Origin of the sequence: Brachybacterium sp. SGAir0954, assembly GCF_005490785.1 — a bacterium.
Lineage (GTDB): Bacteria > Actinomycetota > Actinomycetes > Actinomycetales > Dermabacteraceae > Brachybacterium > Brachybacterium rhamnosum.
In genome coordinates, this window is sequence record NZ_CP027295.1 from 109,634 (window position 1) to 129,927 (window position 20,294).

At 70.5% G+C, this 20,294-nt stretch carries 16 protein-coding genes and 1 pseudogene; 7 read left to right on the plus strand and 10 right to left on the minus strand.

Going from position 1 to position 20,294, the window contains the following annotated elements:
• Nucleotides 1-1,197 (minus strand): methyltransferase, encoded by a 1,197-nt coding sequence (locus C1N80_RS00455; RefSeq protein WP_240811177.1) that lies wholly within the window; start codon nucleotides 1,195-1,197, stop codon nucleotides 1-3.
• A 36-nt stretch (nucleotides 1,198-1,233) separates the two neighbouring features.
• Between C1N80_RS00455 and C1N80_RS00460 the strand changes: the two genes are divergently transcribed.
• Nucleotides 1,234-1,716, plus strand: a complete 483-nt coding sequence (locus tag C1N80_RS00460; RefSeq protein WP_205750655.1) for an ATP-binding protein — start codon at nucleotides 1,234-1,236, stop codon at nucleotides 1,714-1,716.
• Nucleotides 1,717-1,737: 21 nt separating this feature from the next.
• Here the strand turns inward: C1N80_RS00460 and C1N80_RS00465 are convergent, their stop codons facing one another.
• The gene (locus tag C1N80_RS00465; RefSeq protein WP_137768962.1) at nucleotides 1,738-2,727 is read right to left on the minus strand and encodes a TerC family protein; all 990 of its coding nucleotides are present in this window, start codon (nucleotides 2,725-2,727) and stop codon (nucleotides 1,738-1,740) included.
• A gap of 253 nt (nucleotides 2,728-2,980) precedes the next feature.
• Nucleotides 2,981-4,474, minus strand: a complete 1,494-nt coding sequence (locus tag C1N80_RS00470) for an FGGY family carbohydrate kinase (protein WP_137768963.1) — start codon at nucleotides 4,472-4,474, stop codon at nucleotides 2,981-2,983.
• Nucleotides 4,475-4,649: 175 nt separating this feature from the next.
• Between C1N80_RS00470 and C1N80_RS00475 the strand changes: the two genes are divergently transcribed.
• The 3 genes from C1N80_RS00475 (at nucleotide 4,650) to C1N80_RS00485 (ending at nucleotide 8,669) form a co-directional block, all read left to right on the plus strand.
• On the plus strand, nucleotides 4,650-5,303 hold the full coding sequence (locus C1N80_RS00475; protein ID WP_137768964.1) for a DUF6318 family protein: 654 nt from the start codon (nucleotides 4,650-4,652) through the stop codon (nucleotides 5,301-5,303).
• Between the two features lie 547 nt (nucleotides 5,304-5,850).
• Complete coding sequence (locus C1N80_RS00480) at nucleotides 5,851-6,372, plus strand: PKD domain-containing protein (protein ID WP_240811178.1); 522 nt, start codon at nucleotides 5,851-5,853, stop codon at nucleotides 6,370-6,372.
• A gap of 122 nt (nucleotides 6,373-6,494) precedes the next feature.
• Complete coding sequence (locus C1N80_RS00485; RefSeq protein ID WP_168197980.1) at nucleotides 6,495-8,669, plus strand: family 78 glycoside hydrolase catalytic domain; 2,175 nt, start codon at nucleotides 6,495-6,497, stop codon at nucleotides 8,667-8,669.
• Between the two features lie 101 nt (nucleotides 8,670-8,770).
• Here C1N80_RS00485 and C1N80_RS15970 read toward each other — a convergent pair.
• Nucleotides 8,771-8,860 (minus strand): annotated as a pseudogene (locus C1N80_RS15970) (hypothetical protein); the annotation flags it as partial.
• A 429-nt stretch (nucleotides 8,861-9,289) separates the two neighbouring features.
• Between C1N80_RS15970 and C1N80_RS00490 the strand changes: the two are divergent.
• Together C1N80_RS00490 and C1N80_RS00495 are read left to right on the plus strand one after the other, a co-directional pair.
• Nucleotides 9,290-9,511 carry a hypothetical protein gene (locus C1N80_RS00490; protein WP_137768966.1) on the plus strand — a complete coding sequence of 74 codons (222 nt, stop codon included), beginning with the start codon at nucleotides 9,290-9,292 and terminating at the stop codon, nucleotides 9,509-9,511.
• A 373-nt stretch (nucleotides 9,512-9,884) separates the two neighbouring features.
• Nucleotides 9,885-10,553, plus strand: coding sequence for a YitT family protein (locus C1N80_RS00495; RefSeq protein ID WP_137768967.1), 669 nt, complete (start codon nucleotides 9,885-9,887; stop codon nucleotides 10,551-10,553).
• Nucleotides 10,554-10,592: 39 nt separating this feature from the next.
• Here the strand turns inward: C1N80_RS00495 and C1N80_RS00500 are convergent, their stop codons facing one another.
• Nucleotides 10,593-11,600: a hypothetical protein gene (locus C1N80_RS00500; RefSeq protein WP_137768968.1), complete on the minus strand. Its 1,008-nt coding sequence runs from the start codon at nucleotides 11,598-11,600 to the stop codon at nucleotides 10,593-10,595.
• Between the two features lie 254 nt (nucleotides 11,601-11,854).
• On the opposite strand from C1N80_RS00500, the gene C1N80_RS00505 reads away from it, so the two are divergent.
• Nucleotides 11,855-13,045 (plus strand): PD-(D/E)XK nuclease family protein, encoded by a 1,191-nt coding sequence (locus tag C1N80_RS00505; protein ID WP_137768969.1) that lies wholly within the window; start codon nucleotides 11,855-11,857, stop codon nucleotides 13,043-13,045.
• A 55-nt stretch (nucleotides 13,046-13,100) separates the two neighbouring features.
• Here the strand turns inward: C1N80_RS00505 and C1N80_RS00510 are convergent, their stop codons facing one another.
• The 5 genes from C1N80_RS00510 to C1N80_RS00530 form a co-directional block, all read right to left on the minus strand.
• Nucleotides 13,101-14,267: an McrC family protein gene (locus C1N80_RS00510; RefSeq protein WP_137768970.1), complete on the minus strand. Its 1,167-nt coding sequence runs from the start codon at nucleotides 14,265-14,267 to the stop codon at nucleotides 13,101-13,103.
• Nucleotides 14,245-16,821, minus strand: coding sequence for an AAA family ATPase (locus C1N80_RS00515; RefSeq protein ID WP_137768971.1), 2,577 nt, complete (start codon nucleotides 16,819-16,821; stop codon nucleotides 14,245-14,247). The genes C1N80_RS00510 and C1N80_RS00515 overlap by 23 nt, the downstream gene beginning before the upstream one ends.
• A gap of 139 nt (nucleotides 16,822-16,960) precedes the next feature.
• On the minus strand, nucleotides 16,961-17,338 hold the full coding sequence (locus C1N80_RS00520) for a PH domain-containing protein (RefSeq protein WP_137768972.1): 378 nt from the start codon (nucleotides 17,336-17,338) through the stop codon (nucleotides 16,961-16,963).
• A gap of 150 nt (nucleotides 17,339-17,488) precedes the next feature.
• Nucleotides 17,489-18,760, minus strand: a complete 1,272-nt coding sequence (locus C1N80_RS00525; protein WP_137768973.1) for an Ltp family lipoprotein — start codon at nucleotides 18,758-18,760, stop codon at nucleotides 17,489-17,491.
• Between the two features lie 297 nt (nucleotides 18,761-19,057).
• A complete protein-coding gene (locus C1N80_RS00530; RefSeq protein ID WP_137768974.1) occupies nucleotides 19,058-20,125 on the minus strand; it encodes a VCBS repeat-containing protein in 1,068 nt (355 codons plus the stop codon).
• Between the last annotated feature and the right edge of the window lie 169 nt (nucleotides 20,126-20,294).

Consider the following 20,294-nt stretch of genomic DNA (forward strand, 5'->3'; position numbering starts at 1 on the left):
TCAGGCGGCGGGGCGGAGCCTCCACAGCGAGGTGACCTCGCGCGAGCGGGCGGCGTGCAGCGGGTCCAGCTCGTCCTGCGAGCGCGGGTGCCGCGGCGCCGTCTCCTCCCGGCCCACGACCTGCAGACCCGCCCGGGCGATCATCTGCTCGAGCGCGCCGCGGCCGCGCAGGTGCAGGTGCTCGGCGAGGTCGGAGAGCACGAGCCAGCCCTCGCCGCCGGGGCTCAGGTGGTCGCCGAGCCCGGAGAGGAAGCGCCCCAGCATCGCGGAGTCGGCGTCGTAGATGCCCAGCTCGAGCGGGGAGGTCGGCTCCCCCGGCAGCCACGGCGGGTTGCAGACCACGAGATCCGCCCGCCCCTCGGGGAAGAGATCCGCCTCGAGCACCTCGACCCGGTCCGTGAGCTCGAGGTGCTCGACGTTCTCCTTCGCGCACTCCACGGCGCGCGGGTTGATGTCCGTCGCGACCACGCGGACGGCGCCCCGGCGGGCGAGCACCGCGGCGAGCACGCCGGTCCCGGTGCCGAGGTCGAAGGCGGTCAGGTCCCCCTCCCGCGGCAGCGGGGCGCGGGCCACGAGGTCCACGTACTCCGAGCGGGAGGGGGAGAACACGCCGTGCCGGGGGTGCACGCGGGCGCCCAGCGCGGGGACCGGCACGCCCTGGACATGCCACTGCCAGGCGCTCAGCACCCCCTGCAGCTCGTTGAGCGCGACGAGGCTCGGCTCGCCGAGGTCCCCGTAGGCCTCGCGGCAGGCCTCCGCGGTGTCCGGGGCGCGGCGCAGGTCCAGTCGCAGCTCCTCGTCCAGGAGCACCACGAGCCCGGAGAGCACGAGCGAGCGCTGCGCCCGGTCCTCGCGGTGGGCGCGGAACCGGCTCGCGAGGTCGATGTGCGCGGGGACCGTGCCGTGGTCCATGCGCCGGCCCACGGCCTTCAGCAGCTGCCGGGCACCAGGGAAGTCGCCCCGCCACAGCAGCCCCTCCCCCGCGCGCAGCCGGCGCAGGGCCGCGTTCGCGGTGATCGCGTCGTCCACGACGGTGAGGCGCTTCGGGGCGGGCGCACCGTTCTCGGAGTGCCAGCGCGCGGTGCGCTCCGTGCCGTGCTCGGTCCAGCGGACCATCGTCATCGAGAGCTCCTGGGAATCTGCGAGGGCGTCCCCGACGGGGAGCGTCCTCGCGACGGGACCGTCCCATCGGGACACCCAGTGTCCCAGGTCCCCGGCTCCTATCCTGGCCCGATGAGCCATGTGGTGCTGATGTGCGGCGCGGCGGGCGCCGGGAAGTCCACCGCGGCCCGGGACCTCGAGGCCCGCGGCATGCTGCGGCTGTCCGTGGACGTGGAGGCCTGGGGGCGGGGACTGCGCCGCATGCCGCTGCCCGATGACGTGAGCCAGGAGATCGTCGCGGACCTGCAGCGACGTCTGCTCGAGGCGGTCGCGGCGGGGCGCGACGTGGTCGTGGACCTCTCCTTCTGGTCGCGGGCGATGCGGGAGGAGTGGCGGGCGCTGCTCGCCCCCACCGGCGCCACGGTCGAGATCCTCCACGTCGTCACCGACCGCTGCACGGCGCTCGCCCGGCTCCGCGAGCGCGCGGGCGCCCATGCGGACGACTTCGCGCTCCCGCCCGGCCTCGCCGAGCAGTACCACGAGAACTTCGAGCCGCCCGGGCCGGACGAGGGACCGGTGACGGTGCTGCGCACAGACGGCCCGCCGGCCGCCTGACCTCGGGCGGGCGGCGGCGGGTCAGGGCGCGTCGGCCGTGACCTCCTCCGGTCGCTTCCGCGTGGCCCGCAGGCTCGCGACCGTCGCGACCGCGATCGTGGCGCCGATGAACAGCAGCGAGAACCAGATCGGGATCTCCGGCACCCACAGCAGCGGCTCGCCGCCGTTGACGAAGGGCAGCTCGTTGACGTGCAGGGCGTGGAACACAAGCTTCACGCCGATGAACGCGAGGATCACGGCGAGGCCCTGGGCGAGGTAGACCAGGCGCTGCAGCAGCCCGCCGAGCAGGAAGTACAGCTGGCGCAGGCCCATGAGCGCGAAGGCGTTCGCGGTGAAGACGATGTAGGCCTGGTCGGTGAGGCCGTAGATCGCGGGGATCGAGTCGACCGCGAAGACCAGGTCGATGAAGCCGATCGCGATGATCGCGAGCAGCATCGGGGTCGCGAAGCGCCGGCCGTCCTTGCGGACGCTCAGGCGGTCGCCGTGGTACTCGTCCGTGACGGGCAGGACCCGCTTGACCAGGCGCATGAAGCGGCCGTCGGCCGGATCCCCGTCGTGGTCACCGAAGGCCTGCCGCCAGGCGAGGACGAGCAGCAGCGCGCCGAAGAGGTAGAAGATCCACGAGAAGTTGCTGATGAGGGTCGCACCCACGGCGATGAACGCGCCGCGCATGACCAGCGCGATGACGATGCCGATCATCAGCACCTTCTGCTGATAGATGCGGGGCACGGCGAAGCCGGTCATGAGGATGAGGAAGACGAAGAGGTTGTCGACGCTGAGCGCCTTCTCCGTGAGGTAGCCGGCGAAGTACTCGCCGCCGAACTGCCAGCCGGAGACGAGGCCGATGCCCACGCCGAACAGCAGCGCGAGGCCGATGTAGAACGCGGACCAGCGGGCCGATTCGCCGATGCTGGGCTCATGGGGCGTGCGCACGTGCACGAGGAACTCGAACGCGAAGAACGCGACGGTGACGGCGATCGTGATCGCCCAGACGAGAGGAGTGATCTCCACAGGGGCCTCCAGGGACCGGGGGTCGAAGGACGGGTGCCAAAGTCTCCTTCGCCCCGAGATCCCGGGGCCGACGGCCCGGGCCCGCAGGAGCAGGCCGTACTGACGAGCGCGCCGAGGTGAAGTACTCCCTCTGCGGGAGCGAAGGTAGCGACCGAGTCTGGGGAGCGGCTGAACGAGGGGCCTCCCCGACGTGGACCCTGCCGCGGGGATGACGCGCAGGGTCTGCGCATGCCGGGACGGCTGATCGCCGCCGTCAGGATCGGGCGGCGAGATCCCCGATCCGCGCGGCCGCGTCGTACAGCGCCCGGTGCGCGGGTCGCAGCGCCGCGTAGGCCTGCGCCGCGGCCGGATCCGGGACGGTGAGCTCGCCGTCGCGCTCTGCGAGCGGGGCGATGTCGTGATCCAGTCCCAGCGCCTCGGCGCCCGCGATCGCGGTGCCCAGCAGCGTCGCGTCGGCCCCCGGGGCGGAGAGCGAGCGGACGGGGCGGCCGGTGACGTCCGCGAGGATCCGTCTCCACGGCGCGGAGGCCGCTCCCCCGCCGACGACCGTGAGCTCCTCGCCCCCGCTCGCGGGATCCAGCGCATGGGACAGGGCGAGGGTGACGCCCTCGAGCGTGCCTGCGTAGAGCTCCGCGGGTCCGGTGCCGGCGTGGAGGCCCAGCACGGCGCCGCGCAGGGCGTCGTCCCGTACCGGGAACCGCTCCCCGCCGAGGGAGGGCAGGACCAGCAGGCCCGTCGGCCCGCGGCCGTGGATCCGCTCGCGCTCGGCGAGGAGTGCGTCGGCGGCGTGTGCGTCCATGCCGGCCAGGTACGCGTCCCGCGCCCAGGCGGCGGCCGCCCCGCCGGCGAGCACGGCGGAGATCAGCAGCTCGTCCTCCCCGAGGGCGAGGCGGTGCGAGGCAGGGGTGAACTGCGCGGGGTCCGAGGCGGTGTCGCGCGGGCGGATGCTCGCGATCCAGCCGCTCGTGCCGAGCGACGCGTGGTCCTTGCCCGTGGCGGTTCCGGTGACGCCGAGGGCGGCGGCGCCCGCGTCCCCGGGGGCGAGCACGATCGGCACGCCCGCCTCGAGCCCCAGCAGGTCACCGGCACGGGCATCGGTGCGGCCCACCACCTGGCCGTGCCCGCGCGTGAGGCGCGGCAGCAGTGCCGGGTCCAGGCCTGCCGCGCGCGCCACGCCGGGATGCCAGTCCCTCGTGGTCGCATCGAGCAGGCCCGTGGTCGACGCGGTCGTCAGGTCGCACCAGAAGCCCGCGCCGAGGCGAGCAGCGAGGTGGCCGGCGGGCCCGAAGGTCAGCCCGTGCGCGCGGGCGGTGGCCTCCGGCTCCGCGTGGGCGAGGCGGCGGAACATGGCCGCGCAGCTGCTGGGGTCCTGACGATTCCCGGTGGCGGCGTCCCAGTACGTGCCCTCCTGGGCGAGGGCGGCGCGGAGCTGCTGGGCATGGCGGGCGGCGCGCTGGTCCGTGTAGAGCACGGCGGGGCGCAGGGCGCCGTGCTCGCCCTCGAGGATGAGGTCCTGCATCTGGCCTGTGAGGCACAGGGCTGCGACCTCGATGCCGGCGGTGGTGGCCTGCCCGATCGCGGTGCGGGCCGCGCGGAGCCAGTCCTCCGGGTCCTGCTCCGCACCGCCGCCCGGCAGGGTCGTGGTGGCGTAGGAGGCGCTGCCTGCGGCGAGGGTGCGCCCGTCCAGGTCGATCAGCGCCGCCTTCGCCGAGGAGGTGCCGAGGTCGAGGCAGAGCAGGCCGATCATGAGGCCAGAGTAAGCAGGTCAGGTGAGGGATCGGAGCGACGTCCCAGGGCCGGGGCAGCGGACGCGCCGGGCACCGAACCTGGGCGCGGCTGTCCACAATCCCGCCGAGTCCGTGGCGCCGCGCGAGCCCGTCTGCTTGGGTGGGCGGAATCTGCTGCACGTCGAAAGGCCCCGCATGACCCGCCGCCTCCTCACCGCCTCCGCGGCCGCCGCGCTCGTCCTCGGGCTCGCCGCCTGCGGCGACGACACCGGCGGCACCATCACGGACCCGCCCTCCACCATCGCCACCGGCGCCAGCGACGACGGCGGCGCCTCCGACGGGGGCGGGGCCGGCGGCAGCACAGGTGGAGCCTCCGACGACGGCGGCACCACCGAGGCCGCGCCTGACATCCCCGCCCCGGACCCGGCCGACTACCCGGGGATGGATGAGCACACGGACGAGGGCGCGGAACAGGCGTTCAAGTACTACTTCGACACGGCGTTCTGGGGATTCCAAACAGGCGACGCCACCACGCTGAAGAGCATGACAAGTGACAGCTGCGAATCCTGCCAGGACCTGATCGACGACGTCGAAGAGCTACGCGCCCACGGTAATTTCTGGTCACAAACCGACCTAGAGCAGCTTCGGCTTGAATCCGCAAAGCAAGACGACCAGTCAATTGAGGTCACATACGGATTCACTGCCTCAGAACACACCGAGCCTGACGTTGACAATGCTGGATCCAGGTCTAAGGAGCCGCTCACCGCCTACGCCGCAGTAGGGGGGACTCGATGGATCGATGATCATTGGGTCATCGATGGAATGGCACTTAGTGGCGAGCATGTATGAGCCAAGCAGAAAAGCGTCCCCGAGAGTTGGAGTCTGGCCAAAACTCCTAGCCATACTTCTCGCGGCAACGGTTCTAACCGCCGGCGGCCCGAAGGGCTACAATGATGGAGATGGTTACGCCGGGAAGTCATCAAAGTCTCTCCAGGACATCGTTGATGGCTTACGCGAAGCAGGAAGTGGCGGTTCGAACCACACCGCCAGTACGGATCACTCTAGCGAAACGCCTCCCCCTTTCTACTTCACCTCAAAGGCAGTAGAAGGCGGCGGTGGGTACAACTGCACTGACCTCGGCGGAGGCAGACAGAACTGTTCCATTCCCTCTGGCCAGTGTCAGGGTGGGACGAACTACTCAACCGCATCGGGCGATTTCGTCGCAGATCCTGCGCGGGCTAACCAAGGCACCTCCGGAACCGACATGGTGACGGTCGCTCGAGAAAGAGTCGAGAGAGCGACGGGCAACCGCCAGTTCCTCGGATACGGGTGCCAGGCGCGCGGGCAGGTCGGCTCGAACACAGCACAACCCGCCGCAGCCCCCATCGTCATCACGGTGAACCGCGAGGACTTTGCGAAGCTGCCCGTCGAGCCTGCGGTGGCTCACGCCGGTCCGAGCGACGGCTGGCTGCCCGCCGGCATGCCCAACGTGCTGCACGCGGAGTCCGAGCCGCAGGTCCTCGACACCGCCCTGCTCGATACCCCGGTCTCGGTCCGCGCCACCGCGCAGAGCTACCACTGGGACCTCGGCGACGGGAACACGATCGACACCGAGAAGCCGGGCAAGCCATACCCCTCGGAGGAGATCAGCTCCACCTACGCCTACGAGGGCTGGTACGACGTAACCCTCACCACCACTTTCACCGGAGAGTTCTCCGTCAACGGAGGCGAGTGGCAACCCATCGAGGGCACGATCGAGGTCGAGTCCGAGCCGATCGAGGTGTACTCCAAGTCCCTTGAGTCCCGACTCGTCGACGGCGACAAGGCTCCGGACGAGAACGAGGACCCATGGAAGCCTGAGCGGTCCTCCGCAACCGACGGACCGCAGGACCCCGAGGCCACGCACCGGAATGTCTGACTCCGATACCTCGCTGAGCCCAGGCCCTGGCGCTCCTCGACGGCACGTAGACCGAGCCGCATAGGCTCGCCGCAGGGGCACGCCCGATGACGAGCCCGCCGGCGACGAAGGAGCACGCGAGCATGAGCACCCCGGCCCTCTGGCGCCACAGCCCTGCGATCTGGGCGGCACCTGTCGCCGAGGGTGACCCCGAGCCGGACTGGGCGTTCCTGCGCTGCGAGGTCCACATCGACCGTCCGGTGGCGGAGGCGACGCTGCACCTGGCCGCGTCCTCCCCGGAGCCGGGCCGGCAGTTCGTGGCCCGGGCGAGCATGAACGGCGCTGAGCTGGGTCAGGGCCCGGTCCGCGCGATCGCTGACGAGCACCGGTACTCGAGCTGGGACGCGACGCCGCTCCTCGTCGAGGGCGCCAACGCGATCGGCGTCGTGGCGTGGACGCCGGAGGACCGCCGGGTCCAGGTGGCGCTGCGGATCCGGTACCGCGACGGCTCGGAGGAGGTCGCGGCACCGTCGGCCCCGTGGACGGGCCTCGCCGGGGACCGGGCGTACCGTCCGTCGGGCAGCATCGGCACGCACTACTTCGTCGCCCCGCAGGAGCATCTGGTGGGCCGCGACTACCCGTGGGGCTTCGATCAGCCCGGCTTCGACGACAGCGCCTGGTCTGCGGCGACCACCAAGGAACCCTTCACGACGCTCGCGCCGGACCCCACCGCGGCGGTCAGGACCTGCGAGGCCGCACCGGTGGACATCGCCGCCGTCGGCCCGGGGACACTGCGCTTCGACTTCGGCGGGACGTACGTGGGCGGGCTGTCCCTGCCGGGCCTCGGCAGGCCCGCGCAGCTGACGCTCCGCTTCGGCGAGCTGCTCGACGAGCACGGCCGGGTGCGCGCGCACATGGCGACCGGCAACCATTACGAGGACCGCTGGGATCTCGACGGGCACGAGCCGCAGATCCGCACGTGGGGACTGCGGGTGTTCCGGTACCTCGAGATCGACGGCCTCCCGCCCGAGGCGGCGGAGTCGGTGCGGGCGCTCGGGCACGTGCATCCGCTCGGCGAGCGCACCCGGTTCCGCACCAACGATGCGCGGCTGCGGAAGGTGCTGGACCTGTGCGAGCACACAATGGTGCAGACCAACGGCCCGCTGCTCGTGGACTCCTGGAGCCGCGAGCGGGAGCCCTACGAGGCGGATGCCTACCTGCAGGCGAAGGCGAACGCGGCGCTCAGCGCGGAGCAGGAGCTCGCCGGCTACTCGCTGGACTATCTGCTGCAGCGGCGCACCTGGCCCACCGAATGGCCGTTCTACCTGGTGCTCCTCGCCGCGGAGCACGCCGAGCGCGGCGGTGACCTCGGCGCCCTCGCCGCCCGGCGCGACCAGCTCGCCGCCCTGCTGCCCACGGACTGGATCGACCCGGCGACGGGCCTGATCCGCAAGCTCCACGGCAGCGACGGGTCCGCCAGCGTGGCCGACCACGACATCGTGGACTGGCCGCCGTCGGAGCGGGACGGCTACCTGTTCGGCCCCGTGAACACGGCCGTCAACGCCGTCGCGCACGGGGCGTTCTCGGCCATGGCGCGGATCGACGAGCAGCTGGGCCACCCGGATGCGCCCGTGCACGCGGAGCACGCGCGCCGCCTGCGGGAGACGATGAACGCGCTGCTGTGGGACGAGGAGGCCGGCACCTTCATCGACGGGCTCGACGCTGACGGCGCCCCGCTCCCCCACGCCGCCGCGCACGCCGGCGCCTTCGCCTCGGCCCTCGGCGTCGCGGATGCCGCCCGCACTGCCCGGATCGCCGAGCACCTGGCCCCGCTCGGCATGCCCGTCAGCGTCTACGCGGCGCCGTTCCTGCTGCGGGCGCTGCTGCTCGGCGGCCGCGCCGACGTCGCGTTCGACCTGCTCGTCGGGGCCGGGGACCGCTCCTGGCTCGGCATGATCGAGGCGGGTGCGGGCGCGACGATGGAGGCCTGGAACGAGCAGGTGAAGCCCAACGTCTCCTGCGCGCACCCGTGGGGCGCCTCCCCGCTGTTCCTCGTCGTCGAGGACCTGCTGGGCCTGCGCCCGCTCGCGCCCGGCTACACGGAGTTCGCGGTGGCGCCGCAGGTCCCCGAGCAGATCGGGCACCTCGGCGCCTCGGTGCCGACGATCGCCGGGCTCATCGAGATCGACGTCAGCGGGGAAGCCGCCGGCCGCGCCGTGCGGGTGAGCGTGCCGGAGGGCACGCGCTGCCGACTGCGCTGGGACGGCGAGGAGCACCTACTGGGGCCGGGACCGCACGCCTTCGACAGGAACAGGTGACGACACCGACCACGGCGCCATGCCCGGACCAGAGCCTCGACGGCCGTGCCGCCGTCATCGACGACCGTCACGAACCGCCACTTCCCGAAGGCCGTGCACGCATGCGAGAGGCCCAGCTCCACGACGTCGCCGACGGCGACCGGTTCCTCCGCTCTCCCGGAGGAAGGCGCGCTGGCCGCGATCGTGGCCACGGGCTCGCTCGCACCCGGTGGCTACGCCGCGCAGGGTGAGGGTGCGGCCTGCGCATCACGCGCTCGGCCATCGCAAGGGCTTCCGCCCCGTCACGCGCGCCGGTGCGCCCGACCGCGGCGCCGAGCTCCGCGAGCACACCATCAATACAGGTGCAGGGCCGGCACCGGCGGATGCCCTTTCGGCGGAAGGCGGCCGGGCGGGCACCGCCTCGACGACCTCGATCCGCGGGGCGCGCACGGCGGTGCGCTCATCGGCAGCGCCCCCGTCGGCCGCGAACTCCACGGCCTCCACCTCGGCGTCCTTGACGACGAGGTGGGCCGCGAGGGAGCAGCGCCTGCACGTCGTCCGCGGTGGTGGTGCGCCAGAGTCCCCGGGCCTCGTCGCGACCTGTGAGGACGGTGTCCGCCTGCCCGGCTGCGGCGAGGATCGTGGCCACGGCCTCCTCGCGCCCGGACCAGTGGACGGGCCGGTGGTTCACGTCGAAGCTCACGATCGCCCTGTGGTGCGTGGGCGGCACGGATCGCGGCGTGCACGAGCTCGCGGAGAGCGCGAGGGCGACGCCGGAGAGGTGCACGATCCGCACCCGCGAGATGTCGATCCGCTCGAAGGCCGCGGGTCCCAGGCGGTACACGGCGGAGCCACGGCGGTAGGAGGCGACGCCGTGGCCGGGGTCCTTGAGGTTGAAGCCCGTCGGCGCCCCCGTCGGTGATGAGGAAGTCATCCTTCGCCTCCAGCCGCTCGGCCCGCCACGGCGCGACGCGATCCATGGGCTCGCCGATCGCAGGCAGGTCCTCGCCCCGAACAGGCGTCCACGCACCACGAGGCTGCGGTCATACCGGTCTCCCACGACCAGCGGCTCGAGGCGGCTCGAGGCTCCATCGACCAGCACGGGCGCGCGGCCCGTGCTCGGGCCGACCGAGGACGCGGTGCGGCCGCAGGTGACGGGCTGACCCGTCGGTCACGGTGCCGTCACCTCGATCGATCCGGGGCCGACGGCGGGGGCGCCGGTCCTACAGTGCTGGCATGCCCTCTGCGTCCCACCCGTCGGCGGACTCCGCGCCCGTCGACTCCTCCGCCGCCACCACCCCGCCGATCGACGCCGTCATCCCGCACCGCCCCACCGAGGACGTGCTCGGCGTGCTCACCGGCACCTTCCTCGCCTCGCTGGGCCTGTACCTGCTGCAGACCGCGGGCGCGGTCACGGGCGGCACCGCAGGCCTCGCGCTGCTGCTCACGCACGCGCTGTCCACGCCGTTCTCGGTGCTGTTCGCGCTGGTGAACCTGCCGTTCTTCGCGCTCGCGCTGTGGAAGAAGGGCGGGGTGTTCACGGTGAAGACGGTGATCTGCGTGGGGCTGATCTCCGTGTTCAGCCTCATCCACCCGCGCTTCCTACCGCTCGAGCAGGTGCCGCTGCTCTACGCCGTGATCGGCGGGAACCTGCTGGTGGGCGTCGGTCTGCTCATCATCTTCCGGCACGGCGCGAGCCTCGGCGGCTTCAACATCCTCGCGCTGATCCTGCAGGAACGGGCCGGGCTGCGCGCCGGCTACGTGCAGATGGCCATGGACGTCGCCGTGATCCTGCTGTCCCTGCTCGTGCTCGACGTTCCCCGCGTGCTGCTCTCGGCGCTGGGCGGCGTGGTGCTCAACGTGGTGCTCGCGCTGAACCACCGGCCCGGGCGGTACCGGGCGTGAGGGCGGCGCCTCCGCGGAGACACCGCCCGATCGACTGACTCAGCCGGCGATCTCCTTGGGCGGGACGGCGGCGGCGAGCGCCCCGCCCACGGTCTGGCCCCACATGGCCGGGAAGGCCGTGGGGAAGATCCGCAGGTCGTCGGCCCCGCCGATCCGCGCGCTGGTCGCGACGATCGCGCCTCGACCGGAGGGCACCCCGTCGACCTGGATGCTCGGCGCCTGCTCGCCGCGCTTGTCCTGCGCGAGGGCGAGGTGGAGCCGGTCCGAGAGGTAGGAGACGTCGGCCGGACCGAAGTGGGAGGCGAGAGGCCCCGCGTAGGACTGGATCGTCACCCCGGAGTGCGTGTCCATGCCGAAGCGCTGGGCCGTCTGGGTCACGAGCGCATGGATCCACTCGTGCACGGCGCCGTTGGACAGCGCCGTGACGCGGAGCGTGTCGGCGGAGCCGCTCCGGTCCACGGTCTCGAAGAGAGCGAACAGGGCGTCGCCCATGAGGTCGTGCCGGGTCGTCGAGTCCAGCGAGAGGTGGACGTCGGACATCCCGCTGATCGCGCCGGAGTGCACGGCCGCGCCGATGGAGGTGCGGTTGCCGGCGGCGTAGCCGATGCCGAACGACTGGCCGAACATGCTGAACTGGTGCATGAGCGTGCCCCGCGCCTCGCCCGCGGTCTTCTCATCGAAGTGCCGCTCCACCTCGAGCACGCGCCGCGGGTCGAGCTCGATCACGGCCCCGGAGGAGTACGCGCTGGCGCGCGGCTGTGCGAGCAGCTGATCCGCGTGCGCGGCAAGCGAGACCGCCGTCGCCCAGTCGTCACGGTTGATGCGGCGCGCCTTGAGCTCACCGAGCACGCCGACGATCAGCAGGACCAGACCGATGATCCACAGCCCTGAGGTCGCGAAGACAACCATTCCCAGGCCGGTGAGCGCTCCGCTGGCGGTGTTCGCGAAGATGAGCGGCAGAGCGCAGAGGATGACGGCGACGACGAGGAAGATGATGCCGAGCGTCAGCGCGGTGCGGTGAAGCTGCCTGCGGGCCCGGCCACACATCGAGGGTGCTTTGCTCATGCACCCCACCCTAATGAGCGGTCTTCGTCGCCGTCATCGGATTGTGGACGCCTGTGTACGTCCCTGCGGCACCTGGGCCGGCATGGGTTCATGTGTTGAAGGACGGCCCCTTCCAGCGGTCCCCACTTCCGGCTCGGCGCGAGCCCCGGCCGCGGGGACGGGGACGGGCTCAAGGCCGTCTACGTGTTGGACCGGCACGACAGCGCCGCATCCCTTGCCCCGCATAACATCACCTCATGACCGCCGGCCCCGACACCGTGAGCGACATCGTCCGGAAGCTGCTGCCCTCGATGTCGCGGAGCCTCGCCGAGCAGTTCAACCTTTTCCGGGTGATGCACCACGGCACGCACGAGAAGCAGCTCTCCAACGTCTTCGCCTGGCTCCTGGAACCAGACGCAAGTCATGAGCTCGGGGACACCTTCCAGAAGATCGTGCTCGAACACGTCAACGCGGGGCTGAACTCGGAGCGGCTCCTGCCGGCGAGCGGGTACCGAGTGGCGCAGGAGGTCGCGTCTCCGGGAGTCGACGGGCTGCCGTCCCCGATAGGCGACGACATCGCGGACATCGTCCTCTCCCGACCGGACGGCGCCATCGTGATCGAGAACTTCGGGACCTCCGACGGGCACGGTCACTCCTTCGCCCGATACCTCGCCCTCGGTATGAGCGGCGAACGGCCGGCGGCCGTGGTGCTGCTGTGCCAACGCCGCGAGACGCAGCTCCTGCGTGACGGCTGGGAGAACGCCGTCGTGCTCACCTACGGCGAGGTGCTGAGCGATCTGCAGGCGCACGTCGATCGGATGCCTGCCTGGCGCAGAGGGCACCCCGACCAAGACTTCTTCATCCGGCAGATGCTCGAGCACTTCGTGGAGGGACCAGCTGCAGTGAACACCGAGGACACGATCGCCTTCCTGACGACGATGTGCGAGACGGGCGAATCCGCCCGGTACGGCCACCGCCCTCGAGACCTCGCCTCACAGGAGTTCGCGGACCTCGTCGCCGAGCACGCGCGCCGCCAGCTGGAGGACAGTCGGAAGCTCCTCGCCGATGTGAAGGGGGCCTTGCGCACCTACGCGCGCGCGGTGCTCATGGAACAGGTCAATGCTCGGATCGGCGAGGGCCCGGTGGAGCGTGTCGTCACACGTTTCGTGGGGAAGTGGGAATGGTGTGTCGAGCTGCAGCGGGCCGATACCCACCCCACGATCTTCCTGGAGTTCGGGCCGACGGCCGTCGTGGAACAGGAGCGGGTGCCCGACCCCCTCGGCCTGCCCGACTACTCCAAGCTCTTCGTCACGCACGCCAGGCTCGAAGGTGATGGCATCAAGTCGATCATCCAGACCGAGGTGAGCCTGGCGGAGACTCTGGCCGGGCTTTCCCCCGACGACACGCGGCTGCGGGACGCTGTGCTGGCCGTGGCCGCGGAGTCATGACCGGGTAGGTCAAGAAGCGGAGGGCTCTTCGCGGGCCAAGGCCGGCGTCGGCCATTCAGTCAGCGAGGCGTGCGGCGAGCGACGCGATCTGGTCGAGGAGGGCGTGCGGCGGCTGGTCCAGGTCCAGCGTGTGGCAGTGGATCGCGACGTCCGCTCCCCGGATCTCGTGCACGACCTCGACCTCGTTGCCCTTGGCATAGACGAGGTGGCCTTCGCGCAGGCCCAGCACCGTGCAGTACGCGAGGAGCTGGTAGAGATCGGCCTGGGGGTACCCGGCGGGCTTCTCCGACTTGTACTTGGCGTCGACGACGATCTGCTGTCCCTCGTGCGAGGTCCAGAGGAAGTCGGGTCGGAGGTCGACCCGCCGGGCGATGTCGAGGTGCATCCGATGCTGCAGTGAGGCGGACCCTCGCGAGGCCAGTGCTTCACGGAGGGCGACGCCGACGAAATCCTCGTAGATCTTCCACATGTCGAGGACGAACCCGCTCACGTGCAGCTCTCCTCGCCGCTGCTCGAAGGACTCCCCGGCGAGGATGCGTTCGGCGAGGCGGAGCGCGGGGACATATCGCGAGTTCAACCGCGAGGGGGTCCAACGAGGGAGCACCTCCCCGCGGCGCAGCTCGGCGACTCCGGCGAGCTGGAGGCGGAGGCGCTGGAGCGGTGGGCGACGGCGAGCGTCCAGACCGGGGATGCGGAGGAGCTTCGTGACGGCGGCGAGGAGGATCTGGTTCTCGGTGACGTCGACGGTGAAATCGTCGTAGGTGACCTCGAGCGGCAGCCCGGCGCCGTGACGGCGACCGATCTGCTCGGAGACGCGGATGCGCCCTCGAAGTACCTGCAGGGAGTCGTCCACGGTCCTGTAGCCCTGGAGCAGGCCTTGTTCCGTCGCCCTCTGCGCCAGGCGGGTGAACGCATGCGCGAGCGCCTCGGGGAGGCTCTCCTCGGGGTCGAGCTGAACCGAGTGCTCGCGCCAGTAGGCAGGCGCGGTCGCGTACCCCATGAGGAAGATCAGACGCTCCACGGGGATCTTCGGGGTGACGCTGATCTGGAGGTCGTCCACCTGGACGACACCGATCTTCCGGCCTGGAGCGACCTGCCACCCGGTCTCCCCCGGGGCGCGGTTCAGCTCGGCGATCTCGGAGAGGGCGACCGCCCGCGCTTCGGCCTCCGTGAGCTCGATGCCGTGCGCGGGGGCGCCCTCAGTCAGTTCCAGGCGACGCATCGACCGGCTCCACCACCGCGTCCACTGCGCCGGCGACCGCGGGGAGCCCGTAGCGGGCTGCGACGGACGCGGCGTCGAGCTCTCCGAAATGGTGCTCTTCGAGCAGGGGCAGGATCGTGGTCCGCCATGCCCTCGCGAGGCCGTCGTCCCGGTGCACCGCATCCCGCATGAGGTAGGACGGTCCGATCTTGAAGTCCGGGTCCTCGATCCTGCGGTTCAGCTCGTCGAGGAGATCTGCGACGCGCCCGGGCCTGCCCGTCGCGGCGAGCCAGGAGCGCAGGATCCCGCTGGTCGGCGTTTCGGACGGGTGCAGGGGAAGGAAGGAGAAGCGTCGCCTCATCGCGGCGTCCACGAGTGCGATGGAGCGATCAGCGGTGTTCATCGTGCCGATGATGAAGACGTTCTCCGGCAGGTTGAACTCCTCGTCGGCGTAGAGCAGCTCGACGTTCTCCGTGCGGTACTCGAGGAGGAAGTAGAGCTCCCCGAACACCTTCGCGAGGTTGCCGCGGTTGATCTCGTCGATGATCAGCACGTACGGATCGTTCGGGTTCTCCTTGGCCTGGGAGACGATCTTGCGCAGCGGTCCCGGCTTGAGGGCGAATCCACCGTCGGGCTGCGGCCGGTACCCCTCGAAGAAGTCCTCGTAGGAGTACGCGGGGTGGAACTGCACGAGACGCACGTTGTCCCCGGCGAGATGCTTGCCGATGGCCTGCGCGAGGTAGGTCTTCCCCGTGCCGGGCGGCCCGTAGAAGATCATCTGCGGCCTGTCCGAGAGCAGGTCGACGCATTCCTGGAGCCAGTCCTGCGGCACGTGCAGCGCGCGTGCGAGTTCCGGGGTGGCTCCCGGCAGCTCGAGCTCCGTGATCTCAGGGGCAGGGCGCTGTGACTCCTCGGCGTCGAGTAGCGCTTCGAGGGTCTCGAGCTGCTGCGTCAGATCGACGACGTCCCGCTGGATCTTGAGCCGGGCACGGAGCCCGGGAGGGATGTCACCGAGATCGACGCCGTCGGCGTCCGCCCAGGAGACACCCCGCGTCAGGACGGTACCGCTGGCGGCCGCCGGCTGCTGCTCCACGCGTTCGGTGAGCGTGCCGATGTAGAGCCGGTTGCTGTCGACGGCCACGACCAGATGGCCCTCCTGCATGCGGGTGAGGAAGGCGTGGAAGTCATCGACCTTCTCTCCACGGAGGTCGTAGGAGGCGTGGGCATAGTCCTCATCCACGAACTGCTTCAGCTGGTCCCGGCCGATGCCAGGCGCCACCGCTCGGAGGCTGGTGGCCGCCAGAGTGATGGTGCCGCTCGCCAGCCAATCCGACACGAGGTCGCGACCGGTCCCGCTGCTACCGCGCACCATCCATGCCCGACGCGGCACCGTGGGGAGGAGGCCTCGCTGGTCCATCTCCTCCCGCAAATCCTCGAGCCGGACCTGCTTCTGGGGATCGGGGAGACCATGGTCATCGAACTGCACGCCCTCGGCCGCGAGAGCCTCGCGCAGGTCGTCGCGGTTCGGCGCGCGGCCGGCGGGCACGACGCGATGGTGGCCCTCCAGGCCCAGGGCCTCCTGGTGGACGTACTCGCTGACGGCGGAGGGGTTCGATCCGGTGACCGTGGCGATATCGCTGTAGGTGACCCACTCCCCCTCGCCGATCAGCTTCACGGCTTCGTCGATCAGGGGATACCGGTCGGTGGTGAATCTCCCCGTGCGGGCACGCTTGGCGGTACGAGCCTGCTGGTAAGCGGCCCGGGAGAGCTCCGAGAGGTCCACGGTGCTCGGCGTCTCCTCGAGGACCTGTCGCCCCGTGTCCGTCAGGCTCCAGCCATCGGGCAGCTTCTCGAGCCACCCCGCTGCGATCATGTCGACGGATCCCCACACGATGGCACTCTCGTACCGGCTCCGGCCGTTGCCCGTCGTCTTCAGCTCGGCGCCGGTGAGCTGGATCCGCTTCGGCACTTCCTCGAGGATCTCGCGGCGGCGCGTGACGCCACGATCCCGGAGCACCTCGAGCACCGTTCTCTGCAGCAGGCCGTAGCGGACGAGCTCATTGGTCGGCCGCGTCTTGGTAGACGAGTCCCGTGCGACATCGGGAACCCCGAACTCCACCGCGTCCTGGAACTCCTGCACGTTCTTTCTGACCCTGAACAGGGTCCTGATGGATCCGAGCTCATTCAATGCCGCCTGCGAGAATGCGTCCTTCGGTGCATCACGGACGAGCCATTCGACAGGCCGACGGTGACGGTGCTCTGGCACGTCACCGTGGTACTCGTATGGTCCTGCTACACGACCGATGTTGAAGACCGACGACTGCCTACTCGGGGCGACCACGAGGTCCCCGTCAGCCACTTCGAAGGCGAACCTGCGCAGGTTCCCCGCCCAGGCCGCGATGGACCCCGCATTCGCTTCGGGGTGGCACGCTGCGAGCGCCGACTTGATCGCCGACTGGTCATTACCAATGCCTTGCAGGTCGTCCATCTCGTCCCAGCCCATCGAGACGAACCCTCCAGCGACGAGCTCCGCGGCCGGGATCCGGTCGTTGTGGATCCCCCAGGTCACGCTCATCAGATCTCCTCTTTCTGCGCCGGGATCACCGGGGCATCCGGCTGTGCTCGCGATCATCATTCTCGTTCGCCGTGGTTCCCCGCGATTGCACCACGTCGAGGCCTCGGCCCGTCCCAGAAGCGGAGGGCAGAGGAGTGGCTCATGCGGAACGCAGGACGGCGTTCGCGATGAGGTGGTCGAGGCGGCGGACGTCGATCTGCTTGCCCACGGAGATCTTGATCTTCCCGGCGCGGGTCCACAGCTCGATCTCGGCGCTCAGGTCCAGCGTCCCGGCGTTCTCCGAGGACCACATGTTGATCGCCGAGTACGGGAGGGAGTAGATCCCGACCTTCTTCCCTCGGATGCCCTGCGCATCGCGGACGATCAGGCGCTGCGTGGTGAAGATCGCCGAATCACGGAAGGTCTTGTAGGCCGCCACGGCCTGCTCCCCGGGCACGAGCAGCTCGGTGACGTCCTCCGGGATCGGGCACTCCGCGACGAAGTTCCACGATGTGATCGATGCTACCGATGCGTCCATCGACAGTTCCTTCTCTCTCCTGCAGTTCCGCGCGCTGGTTTCGGCGCGTCCGACCAGACTGTAACGGCCAGAGAAGACAAACCATCCGCAGCGGCGAGGGGCGGCCGGCTGCGCGCCGACCGCCCCTCGCCCCGCCTTCCGGAACTCGCTTCAGAGCCCCAGCTGATCCGCCGCGTAGTTCGCGTCGTCGACGGGGAAGCCCTCGTCCACGAGCTGGGCCACGAGCTCGTCGCGGGTCCAGCTCGGGTCCTCGTCGTAGTACTCGTGCGCGGCCGCGACGGCCTCCTCACGCCAGTCGATCTCGCCGCTGTCCTCGAGGTAGGTCAGCGCGGACTCTGCCTGGGAGACGGTGAAGCCGTCCTGCCGGAGGAAGTCGCGGAGCATGTCCCGCGAGAACGCCATGCCCTCGAGGTAGAAGTAAGCGGTCTCCAGCGCCTGCTCGTCCCAGTCGACCTCGCCCTTGCTCGCGAGGTGGTCGACGGCGTACTCGGCGTCGGCTGCCTTGGTCCCGGCGTACTCGAGCTCGCTGATCAGGCCGCTGCGGGAGTAGTAGCCGTCGGCGAGGTAGTCGCGGGCGGCGGCGATCGCGGTGCGCTGCGCGGCCGTCGGCCCCGAGGCCTCCGCGACGCGCCGCACGCCGAGCGTGTCCTTGCGGTCGCCGTTCCAGTCACCGGCGAGAGTGGTGTCGGTGGCGCGGCCGTAGGCCTGGACGATCGCGGCGGCGCCGCCGCTGAGGCGGTTGGAGATGTAGTAGATGTTGCCGCGGCGCACCGCGAGCGTGTCCTTGGCGTCGGCGTTCCAGTCGCCCACGAGGACCTTGTCGCTCGCCTTGCCGTAGTTGATGACGGAGCTGGCCTTGCCGCCGGTGAGCGAGTTGGAGAAGTAGTACGTCTGCCCGCGGCGCACCGCGAGCGTGTCCTTCCCGTCGCCGTTCCAGTCGCCCACGAGGACGGTGTCCCCGGCGCGACCGTAGTTGAAGACGTTGCTGGCCTTGCCGCCGGAGAGGCTGTTGGTGACGTAGTACGTCTGCCCGCGGCGCACCGCGAGCGTGTCCTTCCCGTCGCCGTTCCAGTCCCCCACGAGCACGGTGTCGCTCGCCTTGCCGTAGTTGACGACGGTGCTCGCGCTGCCGCCGAGCGAGTTGGAGAAGTAGTACGTCTGCCCGCGCCGCACGGCGAGGGAGTCCTTGCCGTCGCCGTTCCAGTCGCCGGAGTAGACGCGGTCGCTCGTCTTGCCGTAGTTGAAGTCGTGGTTCGCCGTCGAGGACCACGAGTCGTTGAGGAAGTACGCCGAGCCCGAGCCACCCACCTCGCGGCCGTCCGCGAGCGCCGGCGCCTGCACCGCCATGCCCGTGCCGACCACCGCTGCGGTGGCGAGCAGCGCACCCCACGCCCGCACCGCTCCGCGCTTCACTGTGCCCACTGCTGACACTCCGATCTGGCCGGCGCTACGCCGGTCCGCTCCGCGCCGGCTCCAGTGCCGACGTTCCAGGCGAAGCGTACGAGGAGGAGCGAGTCAGGCGAGTCCGGAATGGGCGATTGCGGAGCACGGTTCGGTAACGGCGAATCGCGAGCTGACCAGCAGGTCCCTGGAGGATGACGTCCGACCCGACGGTCGGCGCCGCGCGGGGAGGGCTGAGGCGCCCGGCGTCAGCCGGCCGCCTCAGCGCGGATCATCTCCGCAGCCCCGAGAGCATCACTTCCCCGGGGGGCACGCGCCTCAGCGCTTCGAGGCGCGGTAGCCCGCGGCCTTCGCCGCCGACTCCGTGGAGAAACACTTCTCCGGGGTGGTGCGGGCGTAGAACGCGCCGCTGGGCACGTGGTAGATCTTCTCGCCCGAGCTGCTGTTGTTGCCCTTGATCGGCGCCGACGAGGGGCAGTTCTTGCCCGACGGCTTCGTGCTGGTCGGCTTGCTCGGCGTCGGACTCGGCTTGCTCGGCGCCGGCTTGCTGGGGGCCGGCTTGCTGGGGGCCGGGGTGCTCGCCGCAGCGCCGCGGCGCACGCCGAGCGTGTCCTTGCGGTCACCGTTCCAGTCGCCCACGAGGGTCGTGTCCGAGGTGCGGCCGTAGGCCTGGACGATCGACGCGGAGCCGCCGGAGAGCTTGTTGGAGATGTAGTAGACGTTGCCGCGGCGCACCGCGAGCGTGTCCTTGCGGTCGGCGTTCCAGTCGCCCACGAGGACCTTGTCGCTCGCCTTGCCGTAGTTGATGACGGAGCTGGCCTTGCCGCCGGTGAGCGAGTTGGAGAAGTAGTAGGTCTGCCCGCGGCGCACGGCGAGGGTGTCCTTGCCGTCGCCGTCCCAGTCGCCGACCAGGACTGTGTCCGTCGCCCGGCCGTAGTTCAGGACAGTGCTCGCGCTGCCGCCGGCGAGCTTGTTCGAGATGTAGTACGTCTGCCCGCGCCGCACGGCGAGGGTGTCCTTGCCGTCGCCGTCCCAGTCGCCGACGAGCACGGTGTCCGTCGACTTCCCGTAGTTCACGACGGTGCTCGCGCTGCCGCCCAGGGAATTGGCGAAGTAATAGGTGCTGCCGCGGCGCACGGCGAGGGAGTCCTTGCCGTCGCCGTTCCAGTCGCCGGTGTAGACGCGGTCACTCGTCTTGCCGTAGTTGAACTCATGGTTCGCCGTCGAGGACCACGAGTCGTTGAGGTAGTACTGCGAGCCCGAGCCCCCCACCTCGCGGCCTTCGGCGAGGGCCGGCGCCTGCGCCGCCATACCCGCTCCGACGACCACGGCGATCGCGAGCATCGCACCCCATGCCCGCATCGCTCCGCGCTTCACATCGACCACCGTTGACGCTCCGTTCTGGCCGGCTTTCCGCCGGTCCGCTCAGCGCCGACACTCTTGCCAGCGTTTCAGGCGAAGCGTAAGAGACGGGGCAGACCTCTCAAGACCGGATCAGGCGGGCGTAAAGAACGATTCGATAACGGCGGACCACGGCGCGATACCTCGGTCCCGT

Bases quoted from the DNA above. Each gene is read 5' to 3' on its own strand.
- C1N80_RS00460 (WP_205750655.1), top strand. From the start codon at position 1,234: ATGAGCCATGTGGTGCTGATGTGCGGCGCGGCGGGCGCCGGGAAGTCC.
- C1N80_RS00470 (WP_137768963.1), bottom strand. From the start codon at position 4,474: ATGATCGGCCTGCTCTGCCTCGACCTCGGCACCTCCTCGGCGAAGGCG.
- C1N80_RS00475 (WP_137768964.1), top strand. From the start codon at position 4,650: ATGACCCGCCGCCTCCTCACCGCCTCCGCGGCCGCCGCGCTCGTCCTC.
- C1N80_RS00485 (WP_168197980.1), top strand. From the start codon at position 6,495: ATGAGCACCCCGGCCCTCTGGCGCCACAGCCCTGCGATCTGGGCGGCA.
- C1N80_RS00495 (WP_137768967.1), top strand. From the start codon at position 9,885: ATGCCCTCTGCGTCCCACCCGTCGGCGGACTCCGCGCCCGTCGACTCC.
- C1N80_RS00500 (WP_137768968.1), bottom strand. From the start codon at position 11,600: ATGTGTGGCCGGGCCCGCAGGCAGCTTCACCGCACCGCGCTGACGCTC.
- C1N80_RS00505 (WP_137768969.1), top strand. From the start codon at position 11,855: ATGACCGCCGGCCCCGACACCGTGAGCGACATCGTCCGGAAGCTGCTG.
- C1N80_RS00510 (WP_137768970.1), bottom strand. From the start codon at position 14,267: ATGCGTCGCCTGGAACTGACTGAGGGCGCCCCCGCGCACGGCATCGAG.
- C1N80_RS00515 (WP_137768971.1), bottom strand. From the start codon at position 16,821: ATGAGCGTGACCTGGGGGATCCACAACGACCGGATCCCGGCCGCGGAG.
- C1N80_RS00520 (WP_137768972.1), bottom strand. From the start codon at position 17,338: ATGGACGCATCGGTAGCATCGATCACATCGTGGAACTTCGTCGCGGAG.